Below are 17,283 nucleotides of genomic sequence, written 5' to 3'. Positions count from 1 at the left end.
ATCCGGTTGATCACATCGTCAACCACACGCACAATGTGGCCTTTGGGGACCAGCTCATCAATGCTGGGAGGAAGCAGCATCAATTGCTGCTGGTGGTAAGGTTTAAAAGAAGGTTGTCTACGGCCCATTTTTCTTTGATTTGCTTATACCTAAAGTTAAACAATTCGGAAAAGTTATACAACCGCTAAAATGCAAAAAAAGACTGCCTCTTTTGAGACAGCCTCTTATACAAGAAACTGCAGATCACTACACTTCCATGATCTCTTTTTCTTTCGAATTGAAAATCTGATCGACCCTTGTAATAAAACCATCGGTCAATTTCTGAACGCGATCTTCACTCAACTTCACCAAATCTTCAGCAACGCCTTCTTTTGTGAGTTTCCGTAAAGAATTGTTTGCGTCCTGACGGATGTTGCGGATATTGATCTTAGCCGTTTCGATCTCGTTTTTAGCCCTTTTTGTAAGTTGAATACGACGTTCCTCATTTAAAGGCGGAACCGAGATACGGATCATTTCCCCATCATTTGAAGGTGAAAATCCAAGATTACTGTTCCGGATCGCTTTTTCAATGTCATTGATAATTTTTCTCTCAAATGGTTTGATCGCGATCGTTCTTGCATCGGGTGTATTGATGGTCGCCACGTTCTGCAAAGGCGTCATCGAGCCGTAATATTCAATCTGAAGACCTTCCAGCATTTGGGGAGATGCCTTTCCAGCGCGGATTTTACCTAATTCAATAATAAGGTGTTTAAGAGCGCCTTCCATGGTGTCTTTGGCGTCTTCGAGATATAATTCTATTTCTTCCATTGGTTTTTAAAAATATACTCTGTTCTGCTAGTTAGATATCAGTGTTCCCACATTTTCGCCCATCACAAGATCGTAAAGGTTACCCGCCTTGTTCATGTCAAACACGATGATCGGCAGGTTATTTTCCTTGCAAAGCGTGAATGCGGTAAGGTCCATAATCTTAAGATTTTTGGACAATGCTTCATCAAATGTCAGTTGAGAATATTTGGTAGCCAGAGGGTCTTTCTCCGGATCAGCGGTGTAGACACCATCAACACGTGTGCCTTTAAGTACCACTTCGGATTCTGATTCAATCGCGCGCAACCCGGCAGTCGTATCTGTAGTAAAATAAGGGTTTCCTGTACCTGCTCCGAAAATAACGACGCGCCCCTTTTCGAGATGACGAATGGCCCGGCGGCGGATCAAGGGTTCACAAACCTGTTCCATTTTAATGGCGGACATCAGGCGTGTATTTACACCGTGTTTTTCAAGTGAGCTTTGGATAGCCATTCCGTTGATAACGGTTGCCAGCATTCCCATATGATCGCCCTGAACGCGATCAATTCCGGATTTTTCGACAGATGCACCCCGAAATATATTTCCTCCCCCAATTACAATTGCAACCTGAACGCCTACTTCTGTGATTCTCTTGATTTCTGTAGCGTAACTATCCAGGATGTTAAAGTCGATAACCTGGCCTTTGTCGCCGCCGTTTAATGCTTCTCCGCTTAGTTTCAGTAGTAAACGCTTATACTTTGGTTCGGGCATGATTGTGATGTAGGTGATTTCGACCGTAAAAATAAGTGTAGGATATTCAGATTAACAAGTATTTTATTGAAACTCCAGTAATACCTGATTTTTTTCAACAATTTCTCCGGAAGCTACCTTAATGGATTTCACGACGCCATTTCCGGATGCTTTAATAATGTTCTCCATTTTCATCGCTACCAATACAAGCAGCGTATCGCCTTTGCTCAAATGATCACCCTCCGAAACTGCGATGGATTGGATGAGTCCCGGCATGGGGGCTTTTACATTGTTGATTTTTTGTGCCGAACTACCTTCGAGGCCCATTCCTTCCAAAAGCAGATCCAGGCGGTTTTTAGCAGAAGTATAGAAATGCACACCGTTGATCAGCAAATGCACTGACTTTTCCAACGGGTTCTTTTCCAGGATCTCGATGTTATACGATTTGTTTTTCCAGATCACATGGTAGCGATTTTGTGCAATTGCTTCAATGTCTCCGTCAAACAATGCCTTATCGATGAGCCACCCCGTCTTGGTTTGGTCAATTTCAAATGTATTCTTATTGGAAGCGCCGTTTTCTTCGGAATCCTGCGAGTTGCTTACGTCGACTTTTAGCATACAACTGCGCTGTAATCGTGGCTTATTTCTTGTAATATGCAGTCAAGTTCTTCAAAAGTCATTGCCTCCACCAGTCGCATACGGTATGGTTTGAAATGTTCCATGCCTTTGAAATAATTGGTATAATGCCTGCGCATTTCAAAAACCCCGGCAACCGGACCTTTCCAGCGGATCGAAAATTCGAGATGACGCCGGCATACATCCACGCGTTGCTCCATCGTAGGTGGCGATAGACGTTCGCCAGTCTTCAAATAATGCTTGATATCATTGAAAATCCACGGGTTACCGATTGTGGCGCGGCCAATCATAATGCCGTCGACGCCGTAACGATTTTTGTATTCCAATGCTTTTTCAGGAGAATCCACATCGCCATTTCCGAATATCGGAATATGTATGCGAGGGTTTTCTTTAATTTTCGCGATCAGCGACCAGTCGGCAGTGCCTTTGTACATCTGAACACGCGTGCGGCCATGAATGGAAAGTGCCTTAATACCGATGTCCTGCAGACGCTCGGCTACATCCAGCACGTTTTTCGTGTTTTCGTCCCAGCCCAATCTGGTTTTCACGGTCACAGGCAAATGCGTCGATTTGATCACGGCCTCGGTCATTTTCACCATTTTCGGGACGTCCTGCAATAATGCAGCCCCAGCGCCGCGGCAAGCTACATTTTTGACCGGGCAGCCGTAATTAATGTCAATCAGGTCGGGATTTACGCGTGACGCGATTTCTGAGCAGGAACCCATTGTTTCCACATCGCTTCCAAAAAGCTGAATGCCAACCGGACGCTCATATTCGAAAATATCCAGTTTCTGCAAACTTTTAGCCGCATCACGGATCAACCCCTCGGATGAAACGAATTCTGTATACATCAGATCCGCCCCATTTTCCTTACATACTGCGCGAAAAGGAGGGTCACTGACATCTTCCATCGGTGCCAGCAGCAACGGAAAGTCGCTCAATTCTATATTTCCAATTTTAACCATTTCGGTGTGATGGGAATCTAATAAGCTGTAAATTTACCACAATTATGCAAAATAGTAACCCGGACCTCATTGTTTCCCGCGTACCCGCAACGTGGGGTAGCTTACTGGTATTGATCGGCTTTGTCCTGATCGGAATGGCCGTGGGCAATATTTTGGCGGTGATGATCCTTGCGTTATATTTCTCCACCGACGCTGAAAGTGTTACCGTTCTGCTCAACCAGCTGATCACAAATCCCGGGAAAGTGAAAAACGGATGGTATGCATTAATGGTTCTCCAGGGAGTCGTGCATTTCTTTTCCTACTTGCTTCCGTCGCTTTTATACTGGTTTTACATCGAGCGGCGTAAAATCTCACAACTGAGTCCCGGGAGGACACCGGCGGCGCAGGTCTGGTTACTCGCATTTCTGCTGGTACTGATTTTTATTCCCATTAACAGCAAATTCATCGAATGGAATGCCGCAATGAAACTTCCCGATGCATTATCGGGACTGGAAACCTGGATGCGTGATAAAGAAGACCAGTTGTCGGTGATGACGGCTTTTTTAACATCTTATAAAAGTTTTGGCCAGCTGCTGATTGCATTGTTTGTTGTGACATTGCTGCCCGCATTGGGCGAGGAAGCATTGTTTCGGGGAGTTATACAAACAAAGCTCACGCAACAGTTTACGAACCCACATGTAGCCATTTGGGTTTCAGCCGCTATTTTTAGTGCAATCCATTTTCAGTTTTACGGTTTTTTGCCTCGAATGATGCTGGGGGCCTTGTTTGGTTATTTGTATTTCTGGACGGGCAATTTTTGGGTGGCAGTACTGGCACATTTTGTGAACAACGGATTTGTGCTCGTGATGATGTACCTGCACAACATCGGAATTATTAAAACAAATATTGAAGAAACGAAATCCATGTCAGGAGTTCTCGTGATATCTTCACTTTTTCTGACAATACTGGTGCTGAATTTTATCAGACAAGCAAGTTTGCCCCGCAAGCAGGCAATTCGTGGTGATCAGCAATTGGTTATAAAAATTTAAAATTATGGATGAGAATTGGGCCAAAGCCTATCAAAGCACGCAAATGATCCGCGCAGAAATAGCAAGGGAATTACTGGAACAGAATGGGATTGCCGCAGTCATCGTCAATAAAAAAGACAGCAGTTATCCGATCTTTGGTATGTGTGAAGTACACGTGCCAGCCAGCGATCTGTCCCAGGCTCAAACAATTCTGAATAATGAAGACGCGATTAAGGAATCTGAGTAATTTACAGCAACGTACTATCACCGCCCTGGCAGGCGTATTTGTCATCATAGGTTGTATCCTTTACAATGAACTGACTTTTCTACTGCTGTTTTGCACCATCAGCTCACTCACGCAACTCGAATTTTACAAGCTACTCGGCCTGGACGGTAATCAGCCGCTCACATATTATGGCACCTTCTGTGGCACAGTCATGATATTACTTGCGTACTTGATAGAACAGGACATTGTTCCGTTCGAAAACTATTTCATTATCAGTCCCTTGTTGTCGATGATCTTCTTTATTAAGTTATATAAAAAGAATGATCTGAAACCTTTTACCAATATCGGGTTTACTTTTCTTGGGATCATTTATGTGGCGCTGCCATTTGCGTTGATCATCGTGATGGCGTTGCGCGGCGGACTTTATAATTATGAGATTGTTCTCGGAAGCCTTTTATTACTTTGGGCATCGGATATAGGAGGTTATTTCGCAGGGACGAAGTTTGGCAAAAGAAAGTTATTCGAGCGGATTTCACCTAAGAAATCCTGGGAGGGAGCAATGGGAAGTGCTGCATTTGCAGCGATTATCGCATTTGCCCTGGGGCATTATTTCCGTACCTTCGAGCCCTGGAAGTGGTACTGCATCGGTGCAATCATCGTTGTAGTAGGTACTTATGGAGATTTGGTTGAGTCGCTTTTTAAGAGAAGTATTGCCATTAAAGATTCAGGGAGTAGTATTCCGGGTCACGGAGGATTTTTGGACCGTTTCGACGGGCTTCTTTTGTCAGCTCCATTTATTGTCACGTTTTTAAAGTTATTTTCCTGATTCGGGTGCTTTTAAATCCTGGAAAGCAATCACCCACGGGTCGGATCGTTTTTAGTACAGGAACGAATTTTGCGGGTTAATTACGGAATACCCTTTTTAGATCTATCTTTTAATACAATGCGCTTTGGAACACCTAAACCGCTTCAAAGCATAATCTGGAACGAATGAAACGGAGTTTTTTAATAGTGTTATTGACGTTGGCCGGGATGTTATGTGTCCGGGATCTTTATGCTCAGGGTGAACAAAAGGCAATCAGCTTCTCAGGAGTAGTAGTTGGCGGGAAAAGTACAGAGCTTCTTCCCGGAGCAACAATTCGGATCGTCAAAGCCGGTCGTGGAACACTGGCCAAAGCCGATGGTTCTTTCACGATCCCGGTTTTTCCAGGAGATAGTATCGTTTTCAGTTATGTTGGTTACAAGGATCAATATCACGTGGTTCCGAGAAATTACAATTCGGATTTGTATTCTGCCATTGTCGCGCTCCGGGAGGATGTAGTGACGCTTTCCAGTGTAACCATTTACCCTTATTCAACAGAAGAGGAGTTTAAAAAAGCATTTCTCGCGCTTGAATTGCCCGATCAGGCGGACCGTGATGCGCTCAAAAGAAGTACCGACCCGGACTACATTAACAGAATGGCTGCACAGGTACCCAATAATGCCCAGACCAATTACCGTTATTCGATGGATCAGCTGATGTTCGGTCGGGAGTCTGCCGCTAATAAAGGATTCGCCACGACCTTTCCTTTCCTGAACCCGTTTGCCTGGGCTAACTTTATTAAATCGGTCAAAAGAGGTGATTTGAAACAAAAAGACTGGCGAAAAGATTTGAATGCAGCTCCCAGAGAAAGTATCAACAAAGGTGATTTTATTCCACCTTCCAATGAATCCGAGCCTGAGCGGAAAAAAGGGACTAATTAACGGGCCGAAGCTGGCAGGTACTCTTTCAAATCCAGATTTCCCCCATCAAAAACAGCGTAATAACGCTGAGTGACCCATTCTCCCAAATTCACGTAACGCGTTTGCGGATCTACCTGCATATCCAGGGTTAAATGCCGGTGCCCGAAAATGTAAAAATCGTGGTGCTGAGTTGCTTCTACGCTTTTGCAGTATTGGAAAAGCCACTCGTGATCTTCACCCAAAAAACGTTCTTCACCTTTATTTACATTCGCGATCCGGCTTCTTTTTGACCATTCCATCGCAATCCAGATTCCCACATCCGGATGCACCAGCCGGAAGATTAATTGAAAAAAGGAGTTTTCAAATACCTTTTTCAGGAACTTGTAAGTACCGTCGCCGGGGCCGAGGCCATCACCGTGGCCCACCAATATCCTTTTCTCACCGAGCTCAGACTTAAAACTGAAACTGACCGGATTGCGAAAAATGGATGCCCCGATTTCCTCAGTAAGATAACCTGACATCCACATATCATGATTTCCGGTAAAAATGATCAGCTCAACGCCGCGATCCGACAGATCGGCAAGCTTACCCAGTAACCGCACAAATCCTTTCGGGACAACGGTTTTGTATTCAAACCAAAAATCAAAAATATCCCCGACCAGAAAAATGACCTGCGCATCGACCTCAACCGATTCAAGCCAATTGACGATGGCCTTTTCGCGTTCCCTGCTGCTCAGCGCATTCGGCACGCCCAAATGGTAGTCGGATGAAAAATAAATGCGTTTCCCTGGCTGAATGGTAATCTCTCTTTTCTCGAATCGAAGGCTCATGAATGCGGCAATTGTGCTGCAATTTACAATCTTCTGTCTAAAAGACGTTTCTCAAAACCACATCGGCGCGTCACACCAAATAATCAATTAATATTCAAGTCATTAACTAAGTTCGTACCTTGATAGTAACGTTCATCAAAGCACAACTACTATGAAAATTTTAAACAGAAAGGCAGGCATTGTGTTTCTTTTGACACTTAGTTCACTGGTGTCATTTGCTCAAATACGAATCAATGACCCGGGCAGGGTGGTGGAAAGGCAGGCGGAGTACCGGGCCAACCGGAAGGTGGACCAGGCAGTTGACAAAGGGTTTGATTCGCTTGAAGAAGGCATTGGCAATATGTTTAAGAAAAAGGATAAGGATAAAAAAGGGAAAGAGGAGGTGGAGAAAAGCAGCAATGCAAATCAGAACGCCGGTAATGCGGGAAATGCAGGGAATAACGGGCAAACTAATACCGAATCTAAACCAGAGCCTGACGGCAAAGCCGGTAAACCGACCTTGAAATCGTATAGCAAATTCGATTTTATTCCGGGGGATAAAGTGGTTGCCGTGGAGGATTTCGCACAGGATGCGGTCGGAGATTTTCCTGCCAAATGGAATACCAATTCGTCCGGCGAGGTTGTTACGATTGAAGGAACGGAAGGAAAATGGCTGATGCTGGGCCCGGAAGGTGTTTTTTACCCTGAATTTATAAATGCATTGCCCGAAAACTTTACATTGGAATTCAACCTGGCGACCACTTCTGATTTTAGTTTTTATTCCGGGTATTTCAGGGCCGTCATCGCCCAGGTCGGCGACGCCGCGAAAGAATTTACGAACTGGAAGGGTTTTGACGGAGGTAAGACCAACGGAATCGAGATCGGTCTTCACCCAAAAGATGCTGGCGGTACACAAGGTTTATCTTTTTTTAATGTGTTTTCGGAAACTCCGGCGTCATCACTGATGAAAAATGAAAAGAGTTTCCCGGCTTTTCATGTGCCTGAACATAATGTCGTGAAAGTGTCAATCTGGCGTCAGAAAGGCCGGATGCGGCTTTATGTGGATGATTACAAGGTTTGGGATTTGCCACGTGCATTTAACCCAGCGACGAAATATAACTTCATCGCATTCTCCAATCAAGGTTACCATGATGAAGCAAACCGCTATTTTGTGAGCAACCTCCGCGTCGCAGTGGGTGCGCCGGATACACGCAGTAAACTGATCACAGAAGGTAAGTTTTCAACTACCGGAATTTTGTTTGATGTGAATTCCGCGACCATTAAACCTGAATCGTATGGTGTGTTAAAAGATATAGCGAATGTTTTGACGGAGAATGCTGCCGTGAAAGTGAAGATCATCGGTCACACCGATTCGGACGGGGATGACAATGGAAATCTCGCTTTGTCCAAAAAGAGGTCAGAAGCTGTAAAAGCTGCATTAGCGAAAGATTTTGCCATTGACTCTGGCCGACTGGAAACGGATGGAAAAGGGGAAAGCGAACCCGCCGGACCAAATACTACCTCGGAAGGAAAAGCCAATAACCGGCGTGTCGAGTTTGTCAAAATGTAATAAAGATGGGTTTTTAAAAAGTCTCTTTTTAGATTGCGGGCATTATCATCAACGAAATCATGAAAAGAAACTTCTTTTATCTTGTTCTGCTTTTAGGCCTGATCGCGCCGCAGCTACTCCTCGCGCAGACCGCCAAAATCCCGGTTGATAAACAAAGAGCATTGCAATGGAAGCCGGAAAGAGGCCAGTATTATTTCAGCCACGCATTTGTTTTTGATTATCAAAACAAAGCCGATAAAACATCCGGAACAATAAAGGTTTACGTCGATCCGGTTACAGGCGCCATGTGTTTTAAAAAAGAAACCAGCTTTGGTCAAGGTGGGAAAGGGTTCGATTTTGTGATTGGTTTTCCGGATGGTCGCTATATTTTCTGTGGAGAAGAAAGTGGTAAAAAGGTCAGGATCAATGAAGTGGTTAAAGAATTGAAGCCGGATGCCGAAACGAAGTCGCAGCAGAAAGAAGATTTCGCGACTTACTGCATTCCGACAGGCAATAAAAGAGTCGATTTTGGATTGGAAAGTCTGGAATATGACCTGAGTTATGCGACCTCCGACCGGAAGGATAAGATCTGGCTCTCACAGACTCCATTCAGCATTTATCCACTTTACGGGATCGAGTTTGTAGAGTCGGCGGTGAGTTTGCCGGTAACTTTCGATTACATGTATTTGTTAGGGCCAAATCAGTTGATTACAGAAATTGATTCAAAAGATCTGGTTCTAAAACTGAGCAGCTTCGGGAAAGATCCTTTTCTGGCAGTTACAAAAGGATATATGGAATTGAAACTGAATAATTAATAAGAAAAGGGTTTTCCAATCAAAGAAAACCCCTTTTCTTGTTTCAGACAGCCTCGCCGCGCTCGGCAAGTACCTCCGATAATGGCCGCATATTTGCGGGAATTTCTTCCTGCTGATCTTCTTCAGCGGTGTATGGAAAAACATCCAGGATTGGCGTAAGTGTGATGTCCGTCGTTTCATATGGGATCAGGAAATTGCGCATGCTTTCATTGATCCGGTCCAGTGCCTGCTGGATTCCGTCCGCATTCACGAGCATATAATTGACGATCTTCTTTTCCTTCCCGCTTTTTTCATCCACCGAAAAGTAGATCACTTTTGCTTTAAACCATTGTTCACCTTCTTCAAAAGCAAACAGGTCGGCAAGCCGCATTCTTGTAATGGCAGTCACGCTGAAATCGCTGGCACCCGTCACGATTTGTTTATATAACCTCGCCTCCGATTCGGTGTATGAAACCGCGTCGACCAGGTATGTCTCATTGATCGTTTTCAGACTTCCCGCCTCATCTTCCTTTTGATACCTGATTTTTCCTAAATACCAGCTCGCCATAAGTTGTTCTATTGAAATTTAAAGTTTGCAAATGTAGAGTCTTGACCTATTGTGTCCAAAAAATAAAGCTTCAAAGTAATAATCCCGAAACAGCGCATGCGTTCTGATACCTACTGTTTAACTTGCGAAAAATAATTGAAATGAAAAAGAGCATTTTTGTTGTGTTAATCCTGCTTGTTGCAGGCATATTTACCAGTTGTGGGGTTGGGCGTCAGGTTTCCGACGCAAAAACATTTGGAGAATGCAAATACGATATAGCGTCTGTGGATAGTGTTTTTCTGGCCGGGATCGATGTAAGAGAATTTAAGAACATCAGAAGTTTCAGCGATTTTGATCTGGCGCGTTACCCGGGACTGGCGATGGGACTTTTGCGTAAAAATGTTCCGCTAAACTTGCGCGTAAACATCGATATCCGCAACCCAACCAAGAAACGGGCAGCGATCAACCAGCTGGAATACAAGGTATTACTTACCGAAAGTGAGATTTTTAATGGGTATTTAAATCAGCTGATCGAAGTGATGCCGGGCACAGGCAGTACGCGCGTTCCGGTTTCGCTGAACACCAATGCGTATCAGCTGATCTCGAATGATCAGACCCGCGACCAGTTCATCAACATGATCCTCGCATTAACCGGCAAATCGGATGCGAAACCTGCGAAATTCGTGGTGAAAGTAAGGCCAACACTCGACATTGCCGGAAAGCAGGTGAATTATCCCGGCTACATTACATTTGAAAAAGAGGTCACGAGCCAGATGCTCACCGGTACCCGCTAGTTTGCATTAAAACCAATCAGACGCAGTTTTGAAGTTATTTCTGGATAACCCTCATTTACTTGAATACTTCGGGCTAGTAACTGTCCTACTTTTACTTTTTGGAGCAACCTTTTTTGTTGAAAAGCTGATACCCGCCCGTAAATGGGCCGGTATCGGTCTTATAGTCGTCCCGATCCTTTATTTCTTCCTGATCCTGGATGCACATCTGGTCAATATTCCGTACTCGGATGATTTTGACCTGCTTGAAACCATCGATAAGTTTCAGAAAACGCCAGATTTTGTAAGTCGCATTAAAATCCTGTTTACTCAGGTCAATCAGCATCGTTTTGCTTTCGAGCGGATCGTTATGCTGCTGATGGTGTTTTTAACCGGAACCGTTAATATCAAAACACAGATACTGATCGGGGACTTCTTCCTTCTCGGAATCGCCTGGTTTTTGTTTCAATCCCTGAAAAAAGAAGCGATTTCGTGGTACTATTTCATTCCGGTACCCTACGTCATTTTCAATCTCGTTTACTTTGAAAATGCCTTTTGGGGAATTGCAGCAATTCAAAATACACCGCTCATTTTCTTTGCATTTCTCACTGCCTACGGAATCGGCAGAAACGATCGAAAAGGATTGTATATCGGTATTGCAGCCGCATTACTGACTACTTTCACGAGTGGCAGCGGGATTCTGGCGTGGATTCTCGGGTTGGTGCTTTTATTTTTTCAAAAACGGTATAAGATTTTGTTTGTTTGGTTGGTAGCCGCCGCCGCCGTCATCCTGTTTTACTTTCTTTTCGATTATTATATCATTCCTCCCGGCAGGGAAAGGATCTGGGACCATCCGGTTTACAACCTCATTTTTGCATTTGGCTTCTTTGGGAATGCATTGTTTCTGGATGTCCGGCACCCATTACTGCCTCATTTTCAAAGCGATCTGATCTGGTGTGTTTTGTTGGGAACCGGACTTGCATTGATCTTTTTTGTGTGGTTTATCCGGATTTTAATCAAAAAGAAAACCGTCTGGAGTGACTGGTTTTTGTGGGGGGCAATGATGTTTGTGATCGGTACCGGCGCCATGTTCGTGATCAGTCGCCCGATCAGCAACTATTTCATGTACGGCGGAAACCTCTTTTCGCGGCGATATATGCTTTTTGGGATTGTTCTTTTAGCGACGGGTTATGTTTGTGCGATCATTCTGAGTAAAGATTTTAAGTATATCAAACGGTTCGTTGCCATTGCGGGAATAGCTGGTTTTGTTGCATTGAACTTCGTCAGCTACTATTTGTCCATTGTTCAAGTTCGGAAGCTGCATGACGAGCTGGTGATCGACAGTTATTTTTGGAAAAACTATAAGACGTTTTTATCGGTTGGTAAAAAATTCAGCGACATTCCGTTCTGGAACCACCCGACGCGGATGAGTAATCTCATTATCTCGCTTGAAAAAAACGGGTTATCCGATTTTTATCAGTTTCACACCTTACCTGATCACCATGACTTGATCAGAGAAACATCCGACCCGAAGTCGCAAGTGATTGTCCCTTTTGATGCGCGGTTTCAATACCGGAATAGTGAAGACAATATTCCAACGCGGTACAACCACTTTCAGATTGACCAAAAAAGCGGAGATCCTGAACCGGCCTATTTTGTGCTGTCATCTCCGCAGATCACGCTTGTTTTGCCAGCCGTGCCCATTCCAAATCCGCCATCTCAATTGCTGAGAGGAAATGGATATTATAGTAATTCCTTTTCCTACTCACTTTATAAAGAAAAGCTCCCGACCGGCACATTTGACGCGTGGGTGCTATATTCTGATCTGAAAGCAACCGGTAAATGGCGTTCCTTTCCGACGGGCAAAAAAGTTTTACTTAAATAATACCCAACCCTCTTATTTATGCAGATACTTACCTATAACCTGAATGGCATACGCGCCGCATTAAAAAACGGTCTGATTGAGTGGCTGAGCACAAAATCAGTGGATATTCTCTGTTTTCAGGAAGTAAAAGCTACGCCGGATGTTGTGGATCTTTCAGGGTTTGAAGCATTGGGTTATGAACTGGTCGGCTGGCACGCGGCGGTGAAAAAAGGATACAGTGGCGTTGCAATATTCTCAAAAATCAAACCAGATCTGGTGACAGCAGGCTGCGGAATCCCGGCGTACGATATGGAGGGCCGTGTTTTGCGGGCGGATTTTGGTGATATTACTGTCTTAAATTGCTACTTTCCTTCGGGTACCAGCGGTGATATCCGGCAGGCGGTCAAAATGACTTTTCTGGAAGATTTTTACGCCTGGGTTGATGAATTGAGAAAAGAAAGGCCAAATCTGATCATCTGCGGAGATTACAACATCGCGCATACAGAAATTGACATTCACGATCCGATCCGGAACAAAAAATCATCCGGCTTCCTACCCGAAGAACGTGCCTGGATGACGAAATGGTTTGGAAATGGCTATACTGATGCATTCAGATTCAAAAACCCGGGCTTACGCGAATACTCCTGGTGGACTTACCGCGCCGGCGCCCGGGCCAATAACAAAGGCTGGCGTATCGATTACATTTCCGTCTCAGATACAATAAAAGACCGCATTACCGCCAGCCGCCAATACAACGACGCCGTCCATTCCGATCACTGTCCGGTGTGGTTGGAAATGAGTTGATCCGAAAACTAAACAGGCAACCTACTCAATCGTCCTCGTCTATACTTCACCTGTTGTTTTTCATTTTAATAAAGGAGAAAATTATGGAGATCGAAGTACCATTAACATTGAAAGTTGGAGACTTGATGAGTGAGGAAGATTTCTTCTAGTTTTGCCAAATGAACGGCATACTAAATTTCGAGAGGGATGCACGGCAAAATATCATACTGCTTGCGCCAATCGGGTGCCTGACTGCCAATAACAATTTGAAAATTTCAATGCAAATCGGGCTATGGAATTGCGAAACGGAGTTAGGCGTGGCATTTGCTTCAACGACGGGATTTACGTTACCAAATGGATCCGTGCGATCTCCGGTTGTCTCCTGGATACGGAATGATCGCTGGGAAATGTTGTCAGAGGACGAAACAGAGCGATTTGCTCCAATCTGTCCGGATTTTTTGATTGAAATCCGGTCCAATGCAAGTGAATTGAAATACCTGCGGGATAAGATGGAGGAGTACATCTTAAATGGAACACAGCTGGCCTGGCTGATCGATCGTTTTGATAAAAACGTGTACATTTACCGAACCGGCAAACCCGTTGAAATTCACGATAGACTCGAAGTCTTGCTCTCAGGTGAGTCGGTACTGCCTGGTTTTACATTGGATCTCGGGGCTGTTATTAAGTAATCGCATCCGCATTTTCACTAATCATTTTTTCATTGTACCAATACTTCCTAATCTATAAACCGTTCGGAATGCTTTCGCAGTTTACACGCGAAGGTGAACATGAGACTCTTGCCGATCTGGGTTTTGAATTTGCCAAAGACATCTACCCAGTAGGCCGCCTGGACGCAGACAGCGAAGGTTTGCTGCTTTTAACCAACGATAATTTCCTCAAAACAAAACTGCTCGAACCCCGGCACCGGCATACGAAAACATACTATGTGCAGGTGGAAGGCGAGGTCACAGAAGACGCTTGTGCTCAGCTAAGTAAAGGTGTCCCCATTTCCATTAATGGAAAACAATATGTCACACTTCCGGCCCAATCTACAGTGATCGACGAGCCTGAACTTCCAGAAAGGAATCCCCCCATCCGTTTCCGGAAAAATATCCCGACTTCCTGGTTATCGCTGACGCTACGGGAAGGCAAAAATCGACAGGTACGCAAAATGACCGCAGCCGTTGGGTTTCCGACCCTCAGACTGGTGCGCTGGTCGATCGGGAAAATTTCGCTGGCCCAAAAAGAAGGAGAATTTCCTAAACCGGGGGACGTATGGGAAGTTACGGCGAAAGACGCGAAACGTTTTTACGAGTGACCGGACCTGGGGCCTGATAAAACACCTTTCTGCATTTGTCAAACCGGGCAGAAGGCTTAATTTTGTGAATACCCTGTTATTCAAAATACGGCTACTAATTGGCAAAGGCACATAAAGAAACTCCGCTTAATAAACAATACAACGAGATTAAAGCGAAATACCCGGGCGCATTGCTGCTTTTCAGGGTTGGGGATTTCTACGAAACATTTGGAGAAGATGCCATTCGAGCGTCCAAAATATTAGGGATTGTGCTCACGCGCCGCAACAATGGCGGCTCGCATGAAGAACTTGCCGGTTTCCCTCATCATTCTCTCGATAATTACCTCCCGAAACTCGTCCGCGCAGGCGAGCGTGTAGCCATTTGCGACCAGCTCGAAGATCCCGCCATGGCGAAAGGCATTGTTAAGAGAGGCGTTACCGAATTGGTTACGCCGGGTGTTTCTTACAATGACAATGTGCTCGACATCCGTAAAAACAACTACCTCGCAGCCGTTCATGTCGGCGGGGAAGATTTGTATGGGGTCGCATTCCTCGATATTTCGACGGGTGAGTTTATGACCTCACAAGGTAATGCGGCCTATGTCGATAAAATGCTGCAGGGTTTTACACCGGCAGAGGTGCTTTTCTGTAAAAAACATAAACAGGAATTCAATCTGTTATTTGGAGGTAAATACCATACGTTTCAGCTCGAAGACTGGTGTTTCGGATATGATTACGGATACGAAAAGCTTACTTCGCATTTTCAGACCACCACTTTAAAAGGATATGGCATTGAGGCATTGCCCATGGGCATTATCGCTGCCGGGGTGATTCTCCATTACCTGAAAGAAACGGAGCATAAAGAGATTGCGCACATTGGCCGCATTACCCGTCTTGAGGAAGAAAAATACGTCTGGCTGGACCGTTTCACCGTTCGGAACCTTGAACTTATCTTCCCGCAACAGGAGGGAGGTGTCCCGTTGATACAGATCCTCGATCAGACGGTTACACCGATGGGTGCACGGCTTTTGAGAAAATGGATGGTGTTGCCGTTGAAGGAAAAATTGCCGATCGAGGAGCGGTTGAATACGGTTGAACATTTTCTCAGACATGAAGATCTTCATGAATACGTGATTCAATGCCTGAAACAGATCGGGGATCTGGAAAGGTTGATTTCAAAAGTCGCTGTTCGCCGGATCAATCCGAGAGAGCTGGGGCAGCTGAAAAAATCTCTCCGGCAGATCGAGCCGATCAAAGATATTTTATCCAAATTAATGGAGGGGCAGGAAGGAAAACCTGCTCAGGCAATTCTGAAAAAATATTCGGATCAGCTGAATCCATGCAGTTTTTTAGTTGAAAAAATCGAAACGGAATTGCGGGATGATGCTCCGGTCCTTTCGAACCAGGGCAGGATGATCAAAAGTGGCGTCAATCCCGAACTGGACGAACTGCACGCGATTTCATACGAAGGCAAAGATTATCTATTGAAACTTCAAAACCGGGAAATTGAACGTACCGGCATTGGATCTTTAAAAATTGCGTACAACAAAGTTTTCGGATACTACCTGGAAGTCACCCACGCACATCAGAACAAAGTTCCGTCGGACTGGATCAGGAAACAGACCTTGGTGAATGCGGAGCGTTACATTACCCCCGAGCTCAAAGAATACGAAGAAAAGATACTGAATGCCGAAGACAAGATTTCGGCCATTGAATTCAAGATTTTTCAGGAACTGATACTTACAGCTTCGGAATACGTGGGTACGATCCAGCAAAATGCATTGATCATATCCACCCTTGATGTACTGAGTTCATTTGCGGCAGTAGCCAAAACCAACAAATATGTCAAACCGGTCATTTCGGAAGGAAAAGAGCTGGACATCCGTGACGGACGCCATCCGGTGATCGAGCAGCAGCTTCCTCTGGGCGAAAGCTATGTTCCAAACGATCTTTACCTGGACGATCTGACGCAACAGATCATCATCATCACCGGCCCGAACATGGCGGGAAAGTCTGCATTGTTACGGCAGACCGCGCTGATCGTGCTCATGGCGCAAATGGGATGTTATGTCCCCGCCAAATCCGCGTCGATCGGGCTGGTGGACAAGATTTTCACCAGGGTAGGGGCGAGCGACAACCTGAGCCGGGGCGAGAGTACGTTTATGGTCGAAATGACCGAAACTGCCAGTATTTTAAATAACCTGAGTGACCGGAGCCTGATACTAATGGACGAAATCGGTCGGGGTACGAGTACCTACGACGGTGTTTCCATTGCCTGGGCAATTACGGAATATCTGCACAATCAGCATACCTGTAAACCAAAAACGCTTTTTGCGACACACTACCACGAGCTGAACCAGCTGGCCGACGATTTTCCAAGAATCAAGAATTTCAATGTCGCGGTAAAAGAAGTGGATAACAAGGTGATATTCCTTCGCAAACTGAAACCAGGCGGCAGTGCGCATAGTTTCGGGATACATGTGGCGCAAATCGCCGGAATGCCGCAGCCGATCGTGTTGCGGGCCAGCGAGATCATGCACCATCTTGAAAAAGACCATGTAGCGCACGAGCACAAACAAAGAGTGAAGGATGTCCCCAAAAACAATTTCCAGCTCAGTATTTTCGAGCCCGCAGATCCGAAACTGGAAGAATTGAAAGAGAAACTTTCGCTGGTGGATGTCAACACATTATCACCGATCGAGGCGCTGCTTAAATTGAATGAATTTCAGAGAATGATCAAAAAATAACCATAACCCCATAATCTGCTAATTAATCTCCTGT

Annotated in this window: 18 protein-coding genes; 12 read left to right on the top strand and 6 right to left on the bottom strand. The window is 45.0% G+C overall.

Translation table 11 applies throughout. The annotated features are described in order from the left end of the window. Positions 1-246: 246 nt before the first annotated feature. The 4 genes from frr to dusB all read right to left on the bottom strand — a co-directional run bounded on the left by frr (position 247) and on the right by dusB (position 3,134). Positions 247-807 (bottom strand): ribosome recycling factor, encoded by a 561-nt coding sequence (frr, locus tag LZG72_RS15420; protein ID WP_233874029.1) that lies wholly within the window; start codon positions 805-807, stop codon positions 247-249. 27 nt (positions 808-834) lie between these two features. Beyond that, positions 835-1,554, bottom strand: coding sequence for a UMP kinase (pyrH, locus tag LZG72_RS15415; RefSeq protein ID WP_233874026.1), 720 nt, complete (start codon positions 1,552-1,554; stop codon positions 835-837). Between the two features lie 63 nt (positions 1,555-1,617). Continuing rightward, complete coding sequence (locus LZG72_RS15410; RefSeq protein WP_233874022.1) at positions 1,618-2,151, bottom strand: acetyl-CoA carboxylase biotin carboxyl carrier protein subunit; 534 nt, start codon at positions 2,149-2,151, stop codon at positions 1,618-1,620. After that, positions 2,145-3,134, bottom strand: coding sequence for a tRNA dihydrouridine synthase DusB (gene dusB, locus LZG72_RS15405; RefSeq protein WP_233874019.1), 990 nt, complete (start codon positions 3,132-3,134; stop codon positions 2,145-2,147). Before dusB ends, LZG72_RS15410 begins: the two co-directional genes overlap by 7 nt. A gap of 44 nt (positions 3,135-3,178) precedes the next feature. Here dusB and LZG72_RS15400 point away from each other — a divergent pair, with 44 nt between their 5' ends. The 4 genes from LZG72_RS15400 (at position 3,179) to LZG72_RS15385 (ending at position 6,110) form a co-directional block, all read left to right on the top strand. Further along, positions 3,179-4,162 (top strand): CPBP family intramembrane glutamic endopeptidase, encoded by a 984-nt coding sequence (locus LZG72_RS15400; RefSeq protein ID WP_233874016.1) that lies wholly within the window; start codon positions 3,179-3,181, stop codon positions 4,160-4,162. A gap of 4 nt (positions 4,163-4,166) precedes the next feature. Beyond that, the gene (locus LZG72_RS15395) at positions 4,167-4,388 is read left to right on the top strand and encodes a DUF2007 domain-containing protein (protein ID WP_233874014.1); all 222 of its coding nucleotides are present in this window, start codon (positions 4,167-4,169) and stop codon (positions 4,386-4,388) included. Then, positions 4,360-5,193: a phosphatidate cytidylyltransferase gene (locus LZG72_RS15390; RefSeq protein WP_233874011.1), complete on the top strand. Its 834-nt coding sequence runs from the start codon at positions 4,360-4,362 to the stop codon at positions 5,191-5,193. The genes LZG72_RS15395 and LZG72_RS15390 overlap by 29 nt, the downstream gene beginning before the upstream one ends. A 164-nt stretch (positions 5,194-5,357) precedes the next feature. Beyond that, a complete protein-coding gene (locus LZG72_RS15385; RefSeq protein WP_233874008.1) occupies positions 5,358-6,110 on the top strand; it encodes a carboxypeptidase-like regulatory domain-containing protein in 753 nt (250 codons plus the stop codon). Here the strand turns inward: LZG72_RS15385 and LZG72_RS15380 are convergent. After that, complete coding sequence (locus LZG72_RS15380) at positions 6,107-6,919, bottom strand: UDP-2,3-diacylglucosamine diphosphatase (RefSeq protein WP_233874006.1); 813 nt, start codon at positions 6,917-6,919, stop codon at positions 6,107-6,109. The two genes, LZG72_RS15385 and LZG72_RS15380, sit on opposite strands and share 4 nt — an antisense overlap. A 151-nt stretch (positions 6,920-7,070) precedes the next feature. On the opposite strand from LZG72_RS15380, the gene LZG72_RS15375 reads away from it, so the two are divergent. Both LZG72_RS15375 and LZG72_RS15370 read left to right on the top strand, forming a co-directional pair. Beyond that, positions 7,071-8,468, top strand: a complete 1,398-nt coding sequence (locus tag LZG72_RS15375) for an OmpA family protein (RefSeq protein WP_233874003.1) — start codon at positions 7,071-7,073, stop codon at positions 8,466-8,468. Positions 8,469-8,527: 59 nt separating this feature from the next. Next, positions 8,528-9,262 carry a hypothetical protein gene (locus LZG72_RS15370; protein WP_233874000.1) on the top strand — a complete coding sequence of 245 codons (735 nt, stop codon included), beginning with the start codon at positions 8,528-8,530 and terminating at the stop codon, positions 9,260-9,262. A 43-nt stretch (positions 9,263-9,305) separates the two neighbouring features. Here LZG72_RS15370 and LZG72_RS15365 read toward each other — a convergent pair whose 3' ends face one another. Beyond that, on the bottom strand, positions 9,306-9,809 hold the full coding sequence (locus LZG72_RS15365) for a DUF4494 domain-containing protein (protein ID WP_233873998.1): 504 nt from the start codon (positions 9,807-9,809) through the stop codon (positions 9,306-9,308). Positions 9,810-9,949: 140 nt separating this feature from the next. Here LZG72_RS15365 and LZG72_RS15360 point away from each other — a divergent pair, with 140 nt between their 5' ends. From LZG72_RS15360 to mutS, 6 genes are all read left to right on the top strand, one after another. Continuing rightward, positions 9,950-10,582, top strand: a complete 633-nt coding sequence (locus LZG72_RS15360; RefSeq protein ID WP_233873995.1) for a hypothetical protein — start codon at positions 9,950-9,952, stop codon at positions 10,580-10,582. A gap of 28 nt (positions 10,583-10,610) precedes the next feature. Beyond that, positions 10,611-12,443, top strand: coding sequence for a hypothetical protein (locus LZG72_RS15355; RefSeq protein ID WP_233873992.1), 1,833 nt, complete (start codon positions 10,611-10,613; stop codon positions 12,441-12,443). Between the two features lie 18 nt (positions 12,444-12,461). After that, on the top strand, positions 12,462-13,226 hold the full coding sequence (locus tag LZG72_RS15350; RefSeq protein ID WP_233873989.1) for an exodeoxyribonuclease III: 765 nt from the start codon (positions 12,462-12,464) through the stop codon (positions 13,224-13,226). A gap of 158 nt (positions 13,227-13,384) precedes the next feature. After that, positions 13,385-13,894, top strand: coding sequence for a Uma2 family endonuclease (locus LZG72_RS15345; RefSeq protein ID WP_233873986.1), 510 nt, complete (start codon positions 13,385-13,387; stop codon positions 13,892-13,894). Between the two features lie 68 nt (positions 13,895-13,962). Beyond that, entirely contained in the window at positions 13,963-14,523 is a 561-nt protein-coding gene (locus LZG72_RS15340; RefSeq protein WP_233873983.1) for a pseudouridine synthase, read from the top strand. Positions 14,524-14,621: 98 nt separating this feature from the next. Continuing rightward, positions 14,622-17,249 carry a DNA mismatch repair protein MutS gene (mutS, locus tag LZG72_RS15335; protein ID WP_233873980.1) on the top strand — a complete coding sequence of 876 codons (2,628 nt, stop codon included), beginning with the start codon at positions 14,622-14,624 and terminating at the stop codon, positions 17,247-17,249. Positions 17,250-17,283: the final 34 nt, after the last annotated feature.

The sequence above is a fragment of the Dyadobacter sp. CY323 genome, assembly GCF_021390245.1.
In the GTDB taxonomy this organism is placed as follows: Bacteria; Bacteroidota; Bacteroidia; order Cytophagales; family Spirosomataceae; genus Dyadobacter.
This window is presented reverse-complemented; position numbering and strand designations above follow the sequence as displayed.

Excerpts from the sequence above, each read along its gene's own strand:
- pyrH (WP_233874026.1), bottom strand. The coding sequence starts at position 1,554 with ATGCCCGAACCAAAGTATAAGCGTTTACTACTGAAACTAAGCGGAGAA.
- LZG72_RS15375 (WP_233874003.1), top strand. The coding sequence starts at position 7,071 with ATGAAAATTTTAAACAGAAAGGCAGGCATTGTGTTTCTTTTGACACTT.
- LZG72_RS15365 (WP_233873998.1), bottom strand. The coding sequence starts at position 9,809 with ATGGCGAGCTGGTATTTAGGAAAAATCAGGTATCAAAAGGAAGATGAG.
- LZG72_RS15385 (WP_233874008.1), top strand. The coding sequence starts at position 5,358 with ATGAAACGGAGTTTTTTAATAGTGTTATTGACGTTGGCCGGGATGTTA.
- LZG72_RS15400 (WP_233874016.1), top strand. The coding sequence starts at position 3,179 with ATGCAAAATAGTAACCCGGACCTCATTGTTTCCCGCGTACCCGCAACG.
- LZG72_RS15380 (WP_233874006.1), bottom strand. The coding sequence starts at position 6,919 with ATGAGCCTTCGATTCGAGAAAAGAGAGATTACCATTCAGCCAGGGAAA.
- LZG72_RS15345 (WP_233873986.1), top strand. The coding sequence starts at position 13,385 with ATGAACGGCATACTAAATTTCGAGAGGGATGCACGGCAAAATATCATA.
- LZG72_RS15390 (WP_233874011.1), top strand. The coding sequence starts at position 4,360 with ATGAAGACGCGATTAAGGAATCTGAGTAATTTACAGCAACGTACTATC.
- LZG72_RS15395 (WP_233874014.1), top strand. The coding sequence starts at position 4,167 with ATGGATGAGAATTGGGCCAAAGCCTATCAAAGCACGCAAATGATCCGC.
- LZG72_RS15410 (WP_233874022.1), bottom strand. The coding sequence starts at position 2,151 with ATGCTAAAAGTCGACGTAAGCAACTCGCAGGATTCCGAAGAAAACGGC.
- dusB (WP_233874019.1), bottom strand. The coding sequence starts at position 3,134 with ATGGTTAAAATTGGAAATATAGAATTGAGCGACTTTCCGTTGCTGCTG.
- LZG72_RS15340 (WP_233873983.1), top strand. The coding sequence starts at position 13,963 with ATGCTTTCGCAGTTTACACGCGAAGGTGAACATGAGACTCTTGCCGAT.
- frr (WP_233874029.1), bottom strand. The coding sequence starts at position 807 with ATGGAAGAAATAGAATTATATCTCGAAGACGCCAAAGACACCATGGAA.
- LZG72_RS15350 (WP_233873989.1), top strand. The coding sequence starts at position 12,462 with ATGCAGATACTTACCTATAACCTGAATGGCATACGCGCCGCATTAAAA.
- LZG72_RS15370 (WP_233874000.1), top strand. The coding sequence starts at position 8,528 with ATGAAAAGAAACTTCTTTTATCTTGTTCTGCTTTTAGGCCTGATCGCG.
- LZG72_RS15360 (WP_233873995.1), top strand. The coding sequence starts at position 9,950 with ATGAAAAAGAGCATTTTTGTTGTGTTAATCCTGCTTGTTGCAGGCATA.